Genomic DNA, 18,143 nt, shown 5'->3' on the forward strand with positions numbered 1-18,143 from the left:
GTCAGGTATTGCGGCTGCTGCGCAGCCGAGCGGGAGCAAGCTCCCTCGCCACGGTGCCCTTGATTCAGGGTCAGGCAGTGGCGGGGCGCAGGGAGTAGGTTTTCAGTTGGTCGGCGAAGTCGCGCAGGGATTGAATCCCGCTGGCCTCGGCCTCGTGTACCCAATCCTTGATGGCGGCCAGCATGTCGTGACCATTTGAGCTGGTCTTGACCCAGATCTGCTGCAGGGCCAGGCGTTTCTCGTAAATTACCTTCAGCGCCTGGCTGTGCTCGAGCATGGTCTGGATGCGCAGGTGGTGCTTGTCGTCCAGCAGGCTGGTTTCCCGCGAGAGCAGGCGTTTGGCCCGGTGGAACTGGTGGCGGACCGAGTGATCGACCTTTTCCAGCTCTTGCTTGACCAGCGGCGCGATCACCAGCTTGCGGTACTGGGCCATGATCTGGAAGCGGTTGTTGAGGATCGCCATGGCGGTGTCCATGTCCAGGTTGCCTTTGCCTTCGACACGGTGGGCGATCGGCGCAACCCGCTGGACCTTGGCCAGGCGCAGGAAGCTGAAGACCTGGATCCAGGCCCAGCCGAGGTCGAACTCCCACTTCTTCACCGACAGTTTGGCCGAGTTAGGGTAGGTGTGATGGTTGTTATGCAGTTCTTCACCGCCGATCAGGATGCCCCAGGGCACCAGATTGGTCGCCGCATCGCGGCATTCGAAGTTGCGGTAGCCGATGGCATGGCCCAGGCCATTGACCACGCCGGCGGCCCAGACCGGGATCCACATCATCTGGATGGCCCAGATGGTGATGCCGATGGTGCCGAACAGCAGCAGGTCGATGACGCCCATGATCGCCACGCCCAGCAGCGGGAAACGGCTGTAGAGGTTGCGTTCGATCCAGTCTTCGGGGCAGTTCTTGCCGTAGATGCGCAGGGTCTCGGGGTTTTCCGCTTCGGCGCGGTACAGCTCGGCACCTTTGCGCAGAACGGTGGACAAGCCCTTGATGACCGGGCTGTGCGGGTCATCGACGGTTTCGCATTTGGCGTGATGCTTGCGGTGGATAGCGGTCCACTCGCGGGTGTTCTGCGCCGTGGTCAGCCACAGCCAGAAGCGGAAGAAATGTTTCAGGCCGGCATTCAGCTCAAGCGAGCGATGGGCTGAATAGCGATGCAGATAGACCGTGACGCCGACGATCGTGACGTGGGTCATCAGCAGGGTGACTGCCACCAGTGACCAGGGCGATAAGCCAAGAAAACCTTCGTACCACATAGCCTATAGGACCCTCGATAAAGAAAAAAACAGCCGTCGCATTATCACTTAGCCCACAGATAAAACCAGTCGCCCTTTCAGATAAGAGTGGCCGGATGTTTCTTTAATCTATAATTCCAGTCTTTTTTGTAGGGGCATGGACGCTCGAATGTCAGCCACATATCGCGATGCCTTGCGTGCAGCGCTACTTTATCTGGTGCTTTCCGTAGTCTGGCTTCAGTTCAGTGGTTATTTATTGAACAGTTTCTTCGATAACTCCACCGACCTGCTGCGCTGGCAACTGATCAACGGTTATGCCTGGGTGGCCTTCAGTGCCGGGCTGATTTTCATCGCGCGGGCACGTTTGTTTCGCTGCCTGGGCGTCGGCGCCAAATTGCGTGAGCGTAATGCCGACCGGGAGCGTTTGCGACAGGCGGCCGCGGTGTTCGATTGCACCCGCGAAGGGGTGCTAGTCACCAATAACAAAGGGCTGATCGTCCATGTGAACCGGGCGTTCATGGAAATCACCGGCTACCAGTGTGAGGAAGTGTTGGGTCAGCGACCGAGCATGTTCAAGTCGGGCCATCACCCGCCGGGTTTCTACCAGTCGATGTTCGCGACACTCGACAGCCTCGGCGAGTGGAGCGGGGAAATCTGGAATCGTCGCAAAAGCGGCGAGATTTACCCGCAATGGCAGACGATCCGCCTCGTTCATGACGATCAGGGGCGGCTCAGCCAGTACGTTGCGGTGTTTTCCGACATCAGTGCGATCAAGAACTCCGAGCATGAACTGACGCGCCTGGCCCACCACGATCCGCTGACCGATCTGCCCAATCGCCTGCTGTTTACCGACCGTGCCGGGCAGGCTGTGGCCTCGGCGCAGGCCCATAAGCGCGGTTGTGCGTTGCTGATGATCGACCTTGATCACTTCAAATTGATCAACGACAGCCTCGGTCACAGTGTTGGTGATCAATTGCTCAAGGGCGTGGCTGAGCGTCTGAACACCTTGTTCGGCCCGGGCATCACCCTGGCGCGGCTCAGTGGCGACGAATTTGCCCTGTTGGCTGAAAATTGCCCGCAACCGGGGCATGCCGCGGCGCTGGCCCAGCGGGTCATCGATGGTCTCAAGGAGCGGTTTGAGATTGACCGGCATTCGTTGTTCATCAACGCCAGTGTCGGCATCAGCCTGTTCCCCAGCGATGCGTTGAGCGCCGAGCAACTGTTGCGCAATGCCGACTCGGCACTGTTCAAGGCCAAGAGCGCCGGTCGCGACAGCTATGCCCTCTACACCGAAGAGCTGACCGCGCATGCCCAGCAACGTGTCGAGATTGCGTTCGAATTGCGCCGAGCACTGGAGCAGCAAGAGTTGCGGGTTTATTACCAACCCGTGCACGACCTCAAAACCAGCCGTCTGATCGGCGTCGAAGCCCTGGTGCGCTGGGAGCATCCACAGCGCGGGCTGGTGTCACCGGCTGAGTTCATCCCCATTGCTGAACGCACCGGGTTGATTGCCGAGATCGATGCCTGGGTCATGCGCCAGGCCTGTCAGCAAATGTGCCAGTGGCACGCCGCAGGCGTGGTGTTGTCGTTTGTTGCGGTGAACGTTTCTTCGCGCCTGTTCGCTCGCCGTGAGTTGTACCAGCAGGTGGCTCAGGTGCTGCACGACACCGGGCTGGATCCGGCGTATCTGGAGCTGGAAGTCACCGAAAGCGCGGTGATGGAGGATCCGGAAGTGGCGCTGGAGCAGATGCATCGCTTGCGTGAGTTAGGCGTGCGGCTGGCCATCGATGACTTCGGCACGGGCTATTCGTCGTTGCTGCGACTCAAGCGTTTACCGGTGCAAAAACTCAAGATCGATCAGGGATTCGTCGCAGGCTTGCCGGGTGATGAGGATGACGCGGCGATCGCGCGGGTGATCGTTGCGTTGGCGCAAAGCATGGGAATGCAGGTGCATGCCGAGGGGATCGAGCAGGTCGAACAGGCGGCTTTCCTGCTTGAGCACGATTGCGATCTGGGGCAGGGCTACTGGTTTGGGCGACCTGTACCGGCGGCGTCCTTGGATTGGGTTCGGGCGCCGGTGATTGGATGAGTGCCTGAACTGCTTCTTGTGGCGAGGGGGCTTGCCCCCGTTGGGGCGCGTAGCGGCCCCAAATCTTTGCGTCTGCTACGCAGCCGAACGGGGCGGTGCGGCGTTCCGACAAGCCCCCTCGCCACAGGGTTTTGTGTGGCCCTGAAAATAGTAGATCCCCCGCAATCCCTTGTCCCATCAAATAATGCATTCTGGTTATATAAACATTCTTAAATAGTCTTTTTAAGAATATCTGCGCCTATCTACTATTGCTCTCACGCCGTACGCAGTGCCCGCCACTGCCAGGCATATCTCATTAAAGGAGCAGCACCATGAGCGCATCCCTACGCAGTGTTGACGGGCAGGACGAAGCCACCATTTTGCGCGAGATCCAGAGCGCGTTGCGCGATCTGCGCTTTGGCGCGGTGGAAATCACCGTGCACAACGCCCAGGTGGTACAGATCGAACGCAAAGAGAAATTCCGTTTGCAGCATCCGGGCAACAAGTCGAGCTGAAGCAAAGATCAAAAGATCGCAGCCTTCGGCGGCTCCTACGGGAGCGTCGAAGGCTTCGATCCTTGAGTCAGGCAACCCGTTCCAGACCATAAGAAAAAGCCACCACACCAAGAATTCCAGGAGCTTTCACCATGTCGTCGATTCGCCATTTTGCGTTGGCCGCCCTGGCCAGTGCCCTTTTTGCTGGTTCCGCGGTTGCCAAGGATTACGAACTGCTCAACGTGTCGTATGACCCGACCCGCGAGCTGTATCAGGACTACAACGCCGAGTTCATCAACTTCTGGAAGAAAGACCACGCTGGCGACAACGTGAAGATCCAGCAGTCCCACGGTGGCTCAGGCAAGCAGGGCCGGGCGGTGATCGACGGTCTGCGGGCCGACGTGGTGACCCTGGCCCTGGCCGGCGACATCGACGAAATCGCCAAGCTCGGCAAGAGCCTGCCGGCTGACTGGCAGAAGCGTCTGCCGGAAGCGAGCACGCCTTACACCTCGACCATCGTGTTCCTGGTGCGCAAGGGCAACCCGAAAGGCATCAAGGACTGGGGCGACCTGACCAAGAACGGTGTGGAAGTCATCACCCCGAACCCGAAAACCTCCGGCGGTGCACGCTGGAACTTCCTCGCGGCCTGGGCCTATGGCCTGAAAGCCAATGGCGGTAACGAAGCCAAGGCCAAAGAGTATGTGCAGACCCTGTTCAAGCACGTGCCTGTGCTGGATACCGGTGCTCGCGGTTCGACCATCACTTTCGTCAACAACGGTCAGGGCGACGTGTTGCTGGCCTGGGAAAACGAAGCTTTCCTGGCCTTGAAAGAAGACGGCGGCGCCGACAAGTTCGACATCGTCGTGCCTTCGCTGTCGATCCTTGCCGAGCCACCGGTGGCCGTGGTCGACAAGAACGCCGAGAAAAAGGGCAACACCGAAATCGCCGAAGCGTACCTCAAGCACCTGTACAGCCCGGCCGGCCAGGAAATTGCGGCGAAAAACTTCTATCGTCCACGTGACAAGGACGTAGCTGCCAAGTACGCCAAACAGTTCCCGACCCTGGAACTGGTGACCATCGACAAGGACTTCGGCGGCTGGAAAACCGCCCAGCCGAAATTCTTCAATGACGGTGGCGTGTTCGACCAGATTTACCAGGCGCAGTAGCCTGAAATAGATCTGCCAACGGGCCCCGATCTTGCCGTCGGGGCTTAGTGCGTTTTCAACCAAGGACTTTTATGTCGCGTCGTATCTCCCCCGTCATACCCGGCTTCGGGCTGACGCTGGGCTACACCTTGGTGTACCTCAGCCTGATTGTGCTCATTCCACTGGCGGCGATGTTCGTGCATGCCGCTCAACTGACCTGGGACCAGTTCTGGGCAATCATCTCGGCACCTCGAGTGCTGGCCGCGTTKAAGCTGAGCTTCGGCACCGCGTTGTACGCCGCGATCATCAACGGCGTGATCGGCACGCTGCTGGCCTGGGTGCTGGTGCGCTACACCTTCCCGGGGCGCAAAGTCATCGATGCGATGATCGATCTGCCCTTCGCATTGCCCACTGCCGTGGCCGGTATCGCGTTGACCGCGCTGTACACCCCCACCGGCCTGGTGGGTCAGTTCGCGGCGGACCTGGGTTTCAAGATCGCGTATACCCCCCTCGGCATCACCCTGGCGCTGACTTTTGTAACACTTCCATTCGTAGTACGTACGGTACAGCCTGTACTGGCCGATATCCCCCGTGAAGTGGAGGAGGCGGCGGCGTGCCTGGGGGCAAATCCGTTGCAGGTTTTCCGCCATATTCTGATGCCGGCGCTGCTCCCGGCCTGGCTGACCGGTTTCGCTTTGGCCTTTGCCCGTGGGGTCGGYGAGTACGGTTCGGTGATTTTCATCGCTGGCAACATGCCAATGAAAACCGAAATTCTGCCGCTGCTGATCATGGTCAAACTCGACCAGTACGATTACACCGGCGCCACCTCCATTGGTGTACTGATGCTGGTGGTTTCCTTTGTCCTGTTGCTGCTGATCAACTTGTTGCAGCGGCGCATCGAAACCCCATAAGGAGGCGCGAAAAATGTCCCAATCGTCTATTGCAGCGGCCTCCTCGAACGCCGCCCGCCGTGGCAGTGCTGCTTCGCGGCGAATCCTCATTGGCCTCGGCTGGCTGATCTTTGCGCTGTTTCTGTTACTGCCGCTGTTCATCGTGGTGTCCCAGGGCCTGAAGCTGGGCCTGGGGGCGTTCTTCACCGCGATCTTTGAGCCGGACGCGTTGTCGGCCCTGAAACTCACGGTGATTGCGGTGTTGATTTCGGTGCCGCTGAACCTGGTGTTCGGTGTCAGCGCGGCGTGGTGCGTGAGCAAATACTCGTTCCGCGGCAAGAGCATGCTGGTGACCCTGATCGACTTGCCGTTCTCGGTGTCGCCGGTGATCGCAGGTCTGGTCTACGTGCTGATGTTCGGCGCCCAGGGCTTGTTCGGCCCATGGTTGCAGGATCACGACATCCAGATCGTCTTCGCCTTGCCGGGCATCGTGCTGGCGACGATTTTCGTCACCGTGCCGTTCGTGGCCCGTGAGCTGATCCCGCTGATGCAGGAACAAGGTACCCAGGAGGAAGAGGCCGCGCGTTTGCTTGGCGCCAATGGCTGGCAGATGTTCTGGCACGTCACCGTGCCGAACATCAAATGGGGCCTGATCTATGGCGTGGTGCTGTGTACCGCGCGGGCCATGGGTGAGTTCGGGGCGGTGTCGGTGGTGTCCGGGCACATTCGCGGGGTGACCAACACCTTGCCGCTGCACGTCGAGATTCTCTACAACGAATACAACCACGTGGCCGCGTTCGCCGTGGCGAGCCTGTTGCTGATCCTGGCGCTCTTCATCCTGCTGCTCAAGCAGTGGAGCGAAAACCGTATTAACCGCCTGCGCGCCAGCGCCGCGGAGGAATAAGTCATGTCGATCGAAGTGCGTAACGTCAGCAAGAACTTCCACGCGTTCAAGGCGCTGGACAACATCAGCCTGGACATTCAAAGCGGCGAACTTGTGGCGCTGCTGGGGCCGTCCGGCTGCGGCAAGACCACATTGCTGCGAATCATCGCCGGCCTGGAAACCCCGGATCAGGGCAACATCGTGTTCCACGGCGAAGATGTTTCCGGCCACGACGTGCGTGATCGCAACGTCGGTTTCGTGTTCCAGCACTACGCCTTGTTCCGCCATATGACGGTGTTCGACAACGTTGCGTTCGGCCTGCGTATGAAGCCGAAAAACCAGCGTCCGAACGAAAGCCAGATCGCGGTGAAAGTCCACGAACTTCTGAACATGGTGCAACTGGACTGGTTGGCCGATCGCTACCCGGAACAACTCTCCGGCGGCCAGCGTCAGCGCATCGCGTTGGCCCGCGCCCTGGCGGTGGAGCCGAAAGTGCTGCTGCTCGACGAGCCTTTTGGTGCACTCGATGCCAAGGTCCGTAAAGAATTGCGTCGCTGGCTCGCGCGGCTGCACGAGGACATCAACCTGACCTCGGTATTCGTGACCCACGACCAGGAAGAAGCGATGGAAGTTGCCGACCGGATCGTGGTGATGAACAAGGGGGTGATCGAGCAGATCGGTTCACCGGGCGACGTCTACGAAAATCCGGCCAGCGATTTCGTCTATCACTTCCTCGGCGATTCGAACCGTCTGCATTTGGGCGAAGACCGGCACGTACTGTTCCGTCCACACGAAGTGTCGCTGTCGCGGCATGAACTGGAAGACCACCACGCCGCTGAAGTGCGGGATATTCGTCCGTTGGGCGCCACCACGCGGGTGACGCTGAAGGTCGAAGGCCAGAGCGAGTTGATTGAAGCTGAAGTGGTGAAGGATCACGACAGCCTGGTTGGATTGACGAAGGGTGAGACGTTGTTCTTCAAACCCAAGGTCTGGCAGAAAGTCGCCAACATTTAAGGGCCAAAGCATCGCGAGCAGGCTCGTTCCAGCAGTGGATTGGTGTTGACCACAAACTCTGTCGGCAACCCAAAGTCCTTGCTCGCGATGGCGTCTCCAAGAACACCCCACCCAATCTGTAATAACACCAACTGACCTTGCTTCGATCGGTTCTACCCCCGTGATTTTTTTGCCTCAAACCCTACCTAGACTCTGACTTGCCAGGAGGCAGTGAGAGTCCATGACGGACCGGTGTTATCTCCTGGCGCCCTGATGCCAAGGAGATAAAGCATGAGAATGGAAGTCAGTCGGCATGGCCCGTTTGGCTGTGCCTTGTTGAGCGCTTTGTTGGGCTCGTCCGCCATTGCCGCCCCCTCACTGTCGCCGCAGATACCCTTTGATGTCACGGTTACCCAACCGGTTTCTCTGCCCAGCCTGCAGGCCGATTTCGATGACTTGTCGTGGCAGACCTTCATCGCCCTGAGCTGGCCGGCGCTGGACAATGGCGATCCAAATACCGGCACCCCCATCGGCAAGCAGGATGGGGCCACGGTGTGGGAAAGCTGGAAAGAGAGCTACCAGATATTCCGGGCCAAGGGCCAGACACCGCTGCCCTGGAATGCCCCGGCAACCCTCCCCGAAGCGTGCAAGTCGCTCAAGCCTGGTCGTCTCCTGCAGCAAATGGGGAAGGTGCCCGATGTGCTGAATGAGTTTATCCAGCCCTTCGAGAGTGGCCCGCTGGTGGATCAGAACGGCGTCTATACGCGCAACGAAATCGTGGTCAACCAATCGATGTTCGACGGGATCGTCAACAACGGGCTGTACAGCATCGAAGGCCAGCAGAAGTTTTTCGCAGCGAGCCCGAGCAACGCCGTGGCTTTCAGCTGTGGCTCGGCTGAGACGAAGCAGGTCGGTGCGGTGATGGTGAAGGCGTCGTGGAAAGTGCTTGGCCCCAATGATCGCCGACAGGATTTCCACACCGTCGATGCACTGGTCTATACACCGGGCAACAACGATCCGAGTCATGGGCCGATTGTCGAGGAGTCGTGTGTATCCGAGCCGGTCGGGCTGGTGGGGTTGCACATCGTTCATAAGACCGCCAATGCCGCGCAGTGGGTCTGGTCAACCTTTGAACATGTGAAAAACGTACCGGAGAAATCCACGCCTCCTGAGCAGCGGGTGGGCCCGTACCTGTTCTACAACGTCAACAGCAAGAGCGACGTCAACCAGCCTCCGCCACGGCCGTGGAACCCGGCAGTCAAGGCGACGCCCTCGCAGATCGAGCGTGACGCGCCGCTGACCGACGCCACCAAAAAGCTGAACACCACGTACCAGGCCCTGCTGCGAACGGTCAATCCGCAGAGCGTGTGGGCGAACTATCAATTGATCAGCACCCAGTGGCCGTCAGCCCCTCCACAGCCCAATTGCCAGATATCGGCGACCAACCCACTGGGCAGTCCCGCGCCCTTGTTCCTGGCCAACGCCACGCTGGAAACCTATATCCAGGGCACCGTGCCCCAGGCGTCTTCCAGCTGCATGGCGTGTCACGGCAATGCGGCCACCCATGTCACCGAATCCCCGCGCACCAGCTTCGCGGATTTCACCTACCTGCTTGAACGCGCACAGTCCACGGGTGGACAAGGAGTCAGCCATGAGCAGTGATCTGCAAAACTTCATTGGCCTTTCATCGGCCCTCACCGGCATTCCCGCTGATCGACTGGCGCCGGCCATCGATCAGGTGGGCTTGCCGCCGATCTTTCTCGAGTTCATCACGCCGCGCATCACGCCTGATGTGCTCAACGCCTTGCTGACTCAGTACGCCACGATGGCGGCGGACCTTGAGCCTCCGGACCGGATCGCCCAGGCGGTGCTGATGGATGGGGCGCAACCGGCGACCACGCAAACCGCCCGAGCAGCGCGTTCAATCATGAAACTGTGGTTGTTGGGTGTCTGGTATCAGCCCTATGCCACCGGGAGCTACAAATCGACCGACTCGATGGTGGTGTCCGATCAGGCCTACATCAACAGCTGGGCCTGGAAAATTGCCCAGGCCCATCCCATGGGATACAGCGAGATGTTTTTCGGCTATTGGAACACCACGCCGCCGAGCCTTGAGGATTACACCGGGGTACCCGCCAGCGGACAGCAAGGAGCCTTGTCATGAGTACCGAACAAGCGGACGTAGTGATCGTTGGCGCGGGGCTGGCCGGCAGCATCATCGCTTATCAACTGGGCATGGCTGGGGTGGATGTGCTGGTGCTCGAATCAGGCCCGGAAATCCCGGCCAACCGTGCTCAATACCTGGAGCGCTTCTATACGTCCACGCTGAAAACCCCCGAGGCCCCGTACCCACCGGTGACGAGCCTGGACACGCCGCGTGATCCGGCCAACGAGAACGCCCCGCGTGCGACCATCGCCGATTTGATCCTGGGCTGGGACAAACCGGCGATCAGCTATCTGGTACAGAAAGGCCCGATGCCCTTCACCAGCACCTATGAACGGGTCGGCGGYGGCACCACCTGGCATTGGGTCGGGACATGTCTGCGCATGGTGCCGAACGATTTTCGCCTGAAATCAAAATACGGCGTCGGGGTGGACTGGCCTATCGGCTACGACGATCTGCAAAGTGCCTACTGCCGGGCCGAGGCGGAAATCGGCGTGGCGGCCAATGTCGCCGACCAGGCCTATCTGGGCATGACCTTTCCCGAAGGTTATTCATTCCCGATGCATAGCATTCCGTTGTCGCTGGTCGATGGCAGTTTTGTCACGGCCGTGACGGGGCAGATGTTCGACGGCTTGCCGCTGGTGGTCAGTCCGACGCCCGCCGGGCGCAATTCCCAACCTTACGCGGGGCGCCGGGTGTGTGCCGGCAACACCAACTGCACACCGATCTGTCCGATCCAGGCCAAGTACGATGCGACAGTGACAATGAACAAGGCCCTGGCCACCGGCAAGGTCAAGGTGTTGTACCGAACCGTGGCGAGCAAAGTGACCGTCGGGGCGGACAGCAATATCAACGGTATCGAATTCATTCAGTATCAGCTTGGCGACGGCCCGGTCACTGGAACCGGCGTCGCTATCGGGCAGCGTTATGTGATCGCCGCCCATGCCATCGAGACACCCAAGTTATTGCTCAACTCGGTCAGCGATGCCTGGCCCAAAGGTGTGGCCAACAGCAGTGGACAGGTGGGACGCAGCCTGGCCGATCACCCGATCTACCTGGCATGGGGGCTGATGCCTGAAGGCAAGGCGGTTTTTCCGTACCGGGGTCCTCTGTCCACGGCGGGCATCGAGAGTTTGCGTGACGGTGACTTTCGCACATCTCGAGCGGCGTGGCGCATCGAAATCGGTAACGAGGGCTGGAACTGGCCGGCCACCGATCCTTACACCACCGTGGCTGACTTCATCGACGGGGCGAATCACAGTCAAACCAACCCGCTACCGCCGGCCTTGAAACCACAGCAAGTGCTCTATGGGACAGCATTGGTTCAAAAGCTCAACGACTTGTTCATCCGTCAGTTCCGGATCGCGTTTCTGGTGGAGCAGGTCGAGGACGATCCCGATCACCCCACGTGTTACATCGTGCCGTCGACCGAGTACAAGGACCGGCTCGGCATTCCCCGGCCGGAAATTCACTATGACCTGTCCAAATACACCAAGGAGGGCTTCAAGCAGGCGAAGAAGTTGGCGACTCACATCATCACCGAACTGCTCGGCGCGGTGGAGCTGACGAAGCCTCTCACGCCCGGGACGTTCACCTATGACAATGAGCCCTACAGTTTCCAGGGCGCCGGACACCTGATGGGGACCTATCGCATGGGCGATGATCCAACCAAATCGGTCGTCGACAAATACCAGCGCAGTTGGGACCACAAGAACCTGTTCCTGGTGGGCGATGGTGTCTTCCCCAGCACCGGCACTTCGAACCCGAGCCTGACGATTGCTGCGTTGTCGTTCCAGGCCGGGGATACGCTGGCCAACGACCTGAAGGCTGCGACGGTGGAGGTTCTGGCCAATCTGCCCTGGCAGGGCACCGGTGTACAGATCAACGGTCTGGTTCCACGTCTGGCTCGTTGTGTCCTTGGCTTATGGTGCGCCAGCCCGGAGGGTAATTGGGTGGATGGAAAGGGCAATCCGAACTACATCGCCAAGTTCGGCTATACGCTGATGGGGGCCGCCGAAGGTGCTTTGATCGGCCGTGTTGGTGACTTTGGCATTCCCTTCCTGATCGGCGATCTGGCGCAGATTCCGGCCGGCCAGCAAGGCGAGCTGCAGTTGTGTATCAATGATGACCTGCTAGGCCTCTACGGTGCGGGTTTGAAGGACAACCTCGGTGCACTGACGGTTCGGGTCGAGTTCGGCACGCTGTGAAACCTGGAGCGGTAACGGTATCAATCCGTTACCGCTCTTTTTCTCAGGCGGCGGAGCGTTGATTGCGCAAGGCCACTGGCCCGGCGCGTTCTTCGATGGCTCGTTTCAGCTCGGTCCGAAGCCCCAGCAGGAAGCCTGCTTCCACCACCACAAACAACGGCCCGACAATCAACCCCGTCACATCATCGACAAACGCCGGTTTGCGCCCCTCGTAATGATGACCGACAAACTGTATCGCCCAGCCCACCACAAACATCCCGATGCCGGCGCCAAGCCAGACGAATGTGCTCTGCTGCGCAAGCATATGCCCCAGCCAGACCGACAGACCCAGCAATACCGTCATCAGCCCCCCCAGCCGCAGTTCCAGGCGCAGGTAAAACCACGCCGACATCAGTGACACCAGCACTGCCGGTGACAGCCAGCCCCCGGCCCATTGCGGACGCGACAGCAACACCGCGACCGCCACGACGATCAGGGGAATGCCCACGAAGTGGCTGGCGATATTGCGCGGATCACGGTGGTAGGCGGCGTATTGACTGAGATGGTCAACGAGGCTTTTCATTGTTATTCCTCCTGTAGGGTGATTGATGATGCCCCGGGTTCATCTCTCGCTCTGTCAGGCAGGCGACAATCTCCAGGAGTTTTCATGGACATGCAGGTTTGGCGTTCGCGCCTGATGACGGGGCAATGGTTCAGTCACTTGCCTGTTTCCTTACAGGATAGTCTGCTGGCAATCGCCAGGATTCGGCGGCTGTCACCGGGGCAACTGCTGTTCAAACGCGGTGATCCCCCGTGCGGGTTGTATGCGGTGCTTGAAGGTTCGGTGCGCATTGGCGCGGTGAATGAGCAGGGCAAGGAAGCGCTGCTAAGCCTGGTGGAACCGCCGCACTGGTTCGGCGAAATCTGCCTGTTCGATGGCCAGCCGCGAACCCATGATGCCTACGCCGTGGGCCAGTGCATTCTGTTGCACATCCCGCAAACAGCGCTGCTGGCATTGCTCGACGAACACCCGGTGTACTGGCAGCAACTGGCATTGCTGATGAGCCACAAACTGCGCCTGACCTTCATCAACCTCGAACAGCTGAGCCTGATGCCAGCCCCGGCGCGCCTGGCCCATCGCTTGCTGATGATCGCCGAGGGCTATGGTGAAATCGACCTGCCGCGCCGCGTTCTGCAACTGCCGCAAGAGCAATTGGCGTCGATGCTGTCGTTGTCGCGCCAGACCACCAACCAGATCCTCAAGGACTTGCAGGGGCAGGGGATTCTGAATCTCAGGTATGGCGAGATCGAGATTCTGGATGCGCGGCGGTTGCGGGCGTTGGCGGTGGTTTGATGTGCACTTGCAGGCGCTGTCGATTTTATTGATGGGCTTTGTCCACGAACGCGCCTAGCCTGTGAAGACGACAATCGAGGTGTGCCATGCGTGTGCTGTTAGTGGAAGACGAACCCGAGACCGCCAGCCTCCTGGCCAAAGGCCTGAGCGAAGCGAGTTATGCGGTGGATGTAGCGCTCAATGGCATGGACGGCCGGCGCTTCATCGAGTCTGGCGAATATGAATTGATCATCCTCGACGTGATGCTGCCGGGGCTCAACGGCTGGCAGTTGCTGCAGCAGATCCGCAAGCTCGGCGATACGCCGGTGCTATTGCTCACCACCACGGACGGCATCGAGGACCGGTTGCGCGGGTTGGAGCTGCATGAGGATGATTACCTGCTCAAGCCGTTTACCGTCAGCGAGCTGGTGAAGCGGGTGCGCAAGCTGTTGCGGCGGGATCGGGGGCGGTAGCGGTTTCAGTGGTGCTTGAGAAATTGCGATGGGGCCGGAAATCTCAACACGCCTTGGGAATCTATTACCGCAACCCATCCCGAAACTGCCCCGGCGTCATTCCCGTCCAGCGCTTGAACGCGCGGCTGAAGCTGCTGGTGTCGGCGAATCCCAATAGATAACTGACCTCGCTCAACGAGCATTGCGGGTCGCGCAGGTGCAGCAGCGCCAGGTTTTCCCGACTTTCGTTGAGCAGCGTATCGAACCGACAACCTTCGTCCGCCAGGTGTCGTTGCAGGCTGCGCAAGCTCAAGTGCAGTGCTTCGGCGATGCGATCGGCCGACGGTTCGCCCTCAGGCAGTTGCTCTTCAATGGCGTCGCGAACCTTGCGCTCCCAGGTCAGGGGCTTGAGTTGCGCCAGGGTGCGTTTGAGCACGGTCTCGTTGTGTTCGGCCAGTTCCGGGTTGGCGTCGTCCAGGTGGCTGTCGAAATCCACCAGGGCGAATTCCAGTCGGTCTTCCTCGGCGGCGAAATACACCGGCGAACGGAACACTTTGTGCCATTGATGCGGGTCGGCAGGTTCCGGACGGCGCAGATAAACCGCCAGCGGCGCGTAGTCGCGGCCCAGCCGGTTACGGCAGGTGCGCACGTAAATCGCCGCGAATGCGTCGATGGCTTCGAAGGCTGGCGCGGGGTTGCCTTGGGGGATTTTCAGGCGGAAGCGGTAGCGATCCTCGGCGCGGGTCAACTCCAGGTCCAGCGCATCGCTGACCACCTGGTGATAACGCACGATGCGCTCGAACACTTCCCGCAAGCTGCCGCTGGCCACCAACGCATACCCGAGCGCATGGAACGTGGTCGGGCTGACAAACCGCGACACCCGCAAGCCAATCGCCGGGTCGCCACTGACCTGCACCGCGATTTCCCACAGGCGTGTGGTGCCGGACAACGGGTAACGGGCGTTCGGGTCGTCCATCAACTGCGGATCGAGCCCCGCCTGTCGGCACAGGGCGGTGCTGTCGAGGCCCAGCGCATCGAGCTGCTTGCGCAGGRCGCGGGTCCAGCTGGCGAGGGAGGTCGGTTCAGTCATGTCGATTGGCGCGTCCGGTCAACAGGTTGGCGTTCACGGCTACCGCTGTGTGAAGCATCACAGGGCAGGATGCGAACATCAATAACCAAAGGATGGAAGCATGGACGGTACTTCTGCAAGTCCCCAGCGACTGAATGCAGCACAACGATCAGCGCATATTCGCCAGGTGGTATTGGCCAAGGGCGTCGAGTTGCGTCGGAGCTACCCGATTCTCAACCATCAGGACGCCTTGGGTGCGGGCATCCTGGCCTTCGCCCTGGCCGGGATGATCGGGTCGGCAGTGCTCTATATCAACGGATACATGGCCTGGTGGGCATGCCTGTTGGTCAACGCGTTCTTCGCCTCGTTGACCCATGAACTTGAGCATGACCTGATCCACAGCATGTATTTTCGCAAACAGCGGGTGCCGCATAACCTGATGATGGGCCTGGTGTGGCTGGCGCGGCCGAGCACCATCAATCCGTGGATCCGCCGCCATTTGCACCTCAACCACCACAAGGTGTCCGGCACTGAAGCCGACATGGAAGAGCGGGCGATCACCAACGGTGAGCGCTGGGGTTTTGCGCGGCTGTTGATGGTTGGCGACAACGTGATGTCGGCGCTTATCCGCATGCTGCGGGCCAAGACCTGGGCGCACAAGTTCAGCATCCTCAAGCGCTCCCTGAAAGTTTACGCACCGCTGGCGCTGATGCATTGGGGGGCGTGGTATGTGTTCCTCGGTTTTCACGCCGCCAACGGCATCGCGCATCTATCGGGGGCGCCCATCGAATGGTCGGCGACGACATTGGCGGTGATGCAAGTGATCGACATCGCTGTCGTGGTGATCATCGGTCCGAACGTGTTGCGCACGTTCTGCCTGCATTTTGTCAGCTCGAACATGCACTACTACGGTGACGTCGAGCCGGGGAATGTGATTCAGCAGACTCAGGTCTTGAACCCTTGGTGGCTGTGGCCGTTGCAGGCGTTCTGCTTCAACTTCGGCAGCAGCCACGGGATCCATCATTTTGTGGTGAAGGAGCCGTTTTACATCCGCCAGATGACGGTGCCGGTGGCGCATGAGGTGATGCGTGAGATGGGGGTTCGGTTCAATGATTTCGGGACGTTTGCACGGGCGAACCGATTTGCGCACAAGGCGACCACAGAACCCCGTCAAGTGCATGCCGCTCAGGTTTGAGCAAGGCACCCGGAAACTCAAAGGCGAAAAACGCTCGTCATCAATTTGACCCAAAGGGACGCTAAGTTGTGACGCAAGCAGCGAGGGGTCGGCGATTGCCGAAGATGATTCGTATATGTGATTTAGGTCTAATAAAGTAATTAAATATTCCTTTATTGGATAACCGATTTCGCCAATCATCGGCTTCAGGATTGTTGATCAGCGCAAACAGATTTTGAGTTTCCGGGGCCGTCTCCTTGGCAGGGTGCGGCCCCTTTTTTATTTTGGATAAACGCATATTCGATATTGGTCTTAATAAATAGCTTCTTATTCCTTAGCGAATATAACTCTCCTCCCTATACTCGATCAGGAACAGACACACAGCAGGAGAGCTCCCCCATGCGCAACGAATCAATTCGCTACCTGATTGTGCCGGGCTGGCAAGGATCGCCAGAAGATCATTGGCAAACCCACTGGCAGAACAGTCTGCCAAACAGCGCGCGGGTGGAGCAGGCCGACTGGCTGACGCCTCGTCGTGAAGACTGGGTCGCAGCGTTGGCCGAGGCGATTGCCGCCGACAGCACGCCTGTGATCCTGATCGCCCATAGCCTGGGTTGCATCACCGTTGCCCATTGGGCAGCCACCGCGCCGCTGCAATTTTTGCGTCAAGTGCGCGGCGCCTTGCTGGTCGCGCCGGCGGACGTCGAGCGCCCGGCCTGCGCGCCGGCCCTACGCAACTTTGCGCCGATCCCGACCCATTTATTGCCGTTCCCGAGCCAGGTCGTCAGCTCTGACAACGACGCCGCCGTGAGCGCGCCACGCGCGCTTGAACTGGCGCGTCAGTGGGGCGCCGAGGCGGGGATTTTATCGGGGGCCGGGCACATCAACGTGAAGTCCGGTCACCGGCGCTGGGAGCAGGGTTTTGCCTACCTTTATCGGCTGCAGAACCGCATGGAGCAGCACGCCCTGCGCCGCGCTTGAACCTCATTCTTTTTCTTTAAAAATCGCCCCCGTCTCCCGGCGGTTTTGGGCGGGAGTCTGCCATGAGTTTGCATGAAACCTTCGGTCAGCCATTGCTGACCTTTCCCGATGCGGAGAAAAGCCCGCTGAGCATCCGTGCCAAGGCGCTGGTGTTTGTCGATCCGCGTTCCCGGCAGTTGCGCCAGGAGCTGGAACAGCTGGCGCCACGTTCGATCTCAGTGTTGATTCGCGGTGAAACCGGCAGCGGTAAAGAACTGCTGGCGCGGCACATCCATCGCGCCAGTGATCGTGGCGGGTTGTTCGTGTCCGTCAATTGCGGCGCGATCAGCCCGACTTACGCCGATGCTGAACTGTTCGGCTATGCCGCCGGCAGTTACAGCGGTTCGGCCAGCAGTCGTGCCGGCTGGTTCGGCTCGGCCAACGGCGGCACCTTGTACCTGGACGAGATCGGCGACCTGCCGCTGCCGATCCAGATCAAGTTGCTCGCAGCCCTGGAAAACCACGAAGTCACCCGCGTCGGTGCGCACCAGCCGAGCCCGGTGGACGTGCGTCTGGTGGCGGCCACCAGCATCGATCTGGCCCAGGCAGTGGCGGCCGGAAAATTCCATGAGCGGCTTTATCACTACCTCAGCGAGGGCCAGCTCGAACTGCCGGCCTTGCGTGAGCGGGTGGGCGATATTTTATCGCTGGCCGAATACTTCCTCGGCATCTACAGCCAGCGCCTCGACCTGCCGGTGCCACTGATCAGCGAAGCGGCGCAGCATCTGCTGGAGCAACACAGTTGGCCGGGCAACACCCGAGAGCTGGAGAACGTCATTCACTTTGCGCTGCTGGTGAGTACGGGCGATGAGATTTTGCCGGAGCATTTGAATCTGCCCGAGGCGCCTGCATCGTTGCTACAGATCGAGCAGCAACTGAAAAAAATCCTCGGCAGCGGCTCCGCCGCCGAAAAAGAGGCCTTGAAAGACCTGCTCAAAGCGACGGGGCTTCTGTAGGAGCGAAGCTTGCTCGCGAATCAGACAACTCGGTCTGTCTGGAGGACGGCTTAGTGGGCAAGTCGCGCTCCTGCAGGGTCGT

The 18,143-nt window shown here is 59.8% G+C and carries 17 protein-coding genes; 14 read left to right on the forward strand and 3 right to left on the reverse strand.

The window, feature by feature from the left end; translation table 11 throughout:
• Window positions 1-70: 70 nt before the first annotated feature.
• Window positions 71-1,255: a delta-9 fatty acid desaturase DesA gene (gene desA, locus AC1DIS_RS03170; RefSeq protein ID WP_018929366.1), complete on the reverse strand. Its 1,185-nt coding sequence runs from the start codon at window positions 1,253-1,255 to the stop codon at window positions 71-73.
• 148 nt (window positions 1,256-1,403) lie between these two features.
• Here desA and dibA point away from each other — a divergent pair, with 148 nt between their 5' ends.
• From dibA to AC1DIS_RS03215, 9 genes are all read left to right on the forward strand, one after another.
• The gene (gene dibA / locus AC1DIS_RS03175) at window positions 1,404-3,323 is read left to right on the forward strand and encodes a phosphodiesterase DibA (RefSeq protein ID WP_477744093.1); all 1,920 of its coding nucleotides are present in this window, start codon (window positions 1,404-1,406) and stop codon (window positions 3,321-3,323) included.
• A gap of 311 nt (window positions 3,324-3,634) precedes the next feature.
• Window positions 3,635-3,817, forward strand: coding sequence for a sulfur starvation response protein OscA (oscA, locus tag AC1DIS_RS03180; protein WP_018929364.1), 183 nt, complete (start codon window positions 3,635-3,637; stop codon window positions 3,815-3,817).
• 131 nt (window positions 3,818-3,948) lie between these two features.
• On the forward strand, window positions 3,949-4,962 hold the full coding sequence (locus tag AC1DIS_RS03185; RefSeq protein WP_018929363.1) for a sulfate ABC transporter substrate-binding protein: 1,014 nt from the start codon (window positions 3,949-3,951) through the stop codon (window positions 4,960-4,962).
• A gap of 71 nt (window positions 4,963-5,033) precedes the next feature.
• Window positions 5,034-5,852 (forward strand): sulfate ABC transporter permease subunit CysT, encoded by an 819-nt coding sequence (gene cysT / locus AC1DIS_RS03190; RefSeq protein WP_477780764.1) that lies wholly within the window; start codon window positions 5,034-5,036, stop codon window positions 5,850-5,852.
• A gap of 13 nt (window positions 5,853-5,865) precedes the next feature.
• Window positions 5,866-6,735 carry a sulfate ABC transporter permease subunit CysW gene (cysW, locus tag AC1DIS_RS03195; protein WP_007941037.1) on the forward strand — a complete coding sequence of 290 codons (870 nt, stop codon included), beginning with the start codon at window positions 5,866-5,868 and terminating at the stop codon, window positions 6,733-6,735.
• Window positions 6,736-6,738: 3 nt separating this feature from the next.
• Window positions 6,739-7,728 carry a sulfate/molybdate ABC transporter ATP-binding protein gene (locus AC1DIS_RS03200; protein ID WP_018929361.1) on the forward strand — a complete coding sequence of 330 codons (990 nt, stop codon included), beginning with the start codon at window positions 6,739-6,741 and terminating at the stop codon, window positions 7,726-7,728.
• A gap of 270 nt (window positions 7,729-7,998) precedes the next feature.
• Window positions 7,999-9,369, forward strand: a complete 1,371-nt coding sequence (locus AC1DIS_RS03205; protein ID WP_064615787.1) for a hypothetical protein — start codon at window positions 7,999-8,001, stop codon at window positions 9,367-9,369.
• On the forward strand, window positions 9,359-9,871 hold the full coding sequence (locus AC1DIS_RS03210; RefSeq protein WP_019581704.1) for a hypothetical protein: 513 nt from the start codon (window positions 9,359-9,361) through the stop codon (window positions 9,869-9,871). The genes AC1DIS_RS03205 and AC1DIS_RS03210 overlap by 11 nt, the downstream gene beginning before the upstream one ends.
• Window positions 9,868-12,078 (forward strand): GMC family oxidoreductase, encoded by a 2,211-nt coding sequence (locus AC1DIS_RS03215; RefSeq protein ID WP_477744094.1) that lies wholly within the window; start codon window positions 9,868-9,870, stop codon window positions 12,076-12,078. Before AC1DIS_RS03210 ends, AC1DIS_RS03215 begins: the two co-directional genes overlap by 4 nt.
• A 43-nt stretch (window positions 12,079-12,121) precedes the next feature.
• On the opposite strand, the gene AC1DIS_RS03220 is transcribed toward AC1DIS_RS03215, so the two are convergent.
• Complete coding sequence (locus tag AC1DIS_RS03220) at window positions 12,122-12,640, reverse strand: Mpo1 family 2-hydroxy fatty acid dioxygenase (protein WP_477744095.1); 519 nt, start codon at window positions 12,638-12,640, stop codon at window positions 12,122-12,124.
• Between the two features lie 84 nt (window positions 12,641-12,724).
• On the opposite strand from AC1DIS_RS03220, the gene AC1DIS_RS03225 reads away from it, so the two are divergent.
• Both AC1DIS_RS03225 and AC1DIS_RS03230 read left to right on the forward strand, forming a co-directional pair.
• Entirely contained in the window at window positions 12,725-13,411 is a 687-nt protein-coding gene (locus tag AC1DIS_RS03225) for a Crp/Fnr family transcriptional regulator (RefSeq protein WP_477744096.1), read from the forward strand.
• Between the two features lie 86 nt (window positions 13,412-13,497).
• Window positions 13,498-13,863: a response regulator gene (locus AC1DIS_RS03230; protein WP_019581708.1), complete on the forward strand. Its 366-nt coding sequence runs from the start codon at window positions 13,498-13,500 to the stop codon at window positions 13,861-13,863.
• Window positions 13,864-13,927: 64 nt separating this feature from the next.
• Here AC1DIS_RS03230 and AC1DIS_RS03235 read toward each other — a convergent pair whose 3' ends face one another.
• Window positions 13,928-14,932, reverse strand: a complete 1,005-nt coding sequence (locus tag AC1DIS_RS03235) for an AraC family transcriptional regulator (RefSeq protein WP_477780765.1) — start codon at window positions 14,930-14,932, stop codon at window positions 13,928-13,930.
• Between the two features lie 100 nt (window positions 14,933-15,032).
• Here AC1DIS_RS03235 and AC1DIS_RS03240 point away from each other — a divergent pair, with 100 nt between their 5' ends.
• From AC1DIS_RS03240 to AC1DIS_RS03250, 3 genes are all read left to right on the forward strand, one after another.
• Window positions 15,033-16,106: a fatty acid desaturase gene (locus tag AC1DIS_RS03240; RefSeq protein WP_477744097.1), complete on the forward strand. Its 1,074-nt coding sequence runs from the start codon at window positions 15,033-15,035 to the stop codon at window positions 16,104-16,106.
• Window positions 16,107-16,484: 378 nt separating this feature from the next.
• Window positions 16,485-17,066: an alpha/beta hydrolase gene (locus AC1DIS_RS03245; RefSeq protein ID WP_064615794.1), complete on the forward strand. Its 582-nt coding sequence runs from the start codon at window positions 16,485-16,487 to the stop codon at window positions 17,064-17,066.
• A 62-nt stretch (window positions 17,067-17,128) separates the two neighbouring features.
• Complete coding sequence (locus tag AC1DIS_RS03250; RefSeq protein ID WP_018929353.1) at window positions 17,129-18,061, forward strand: sigma 54-interacting transcriptional regulator; 933 nt, start codon at window positions 17,129-17,131, stop codon at window positions 18,059-18,061.
• Window positions 18,062-18,143 lie beyond the last annotated feature (82 nt).

This window comes from Pseudomonas sp. 05N433 (assembly GCF_056396925.1).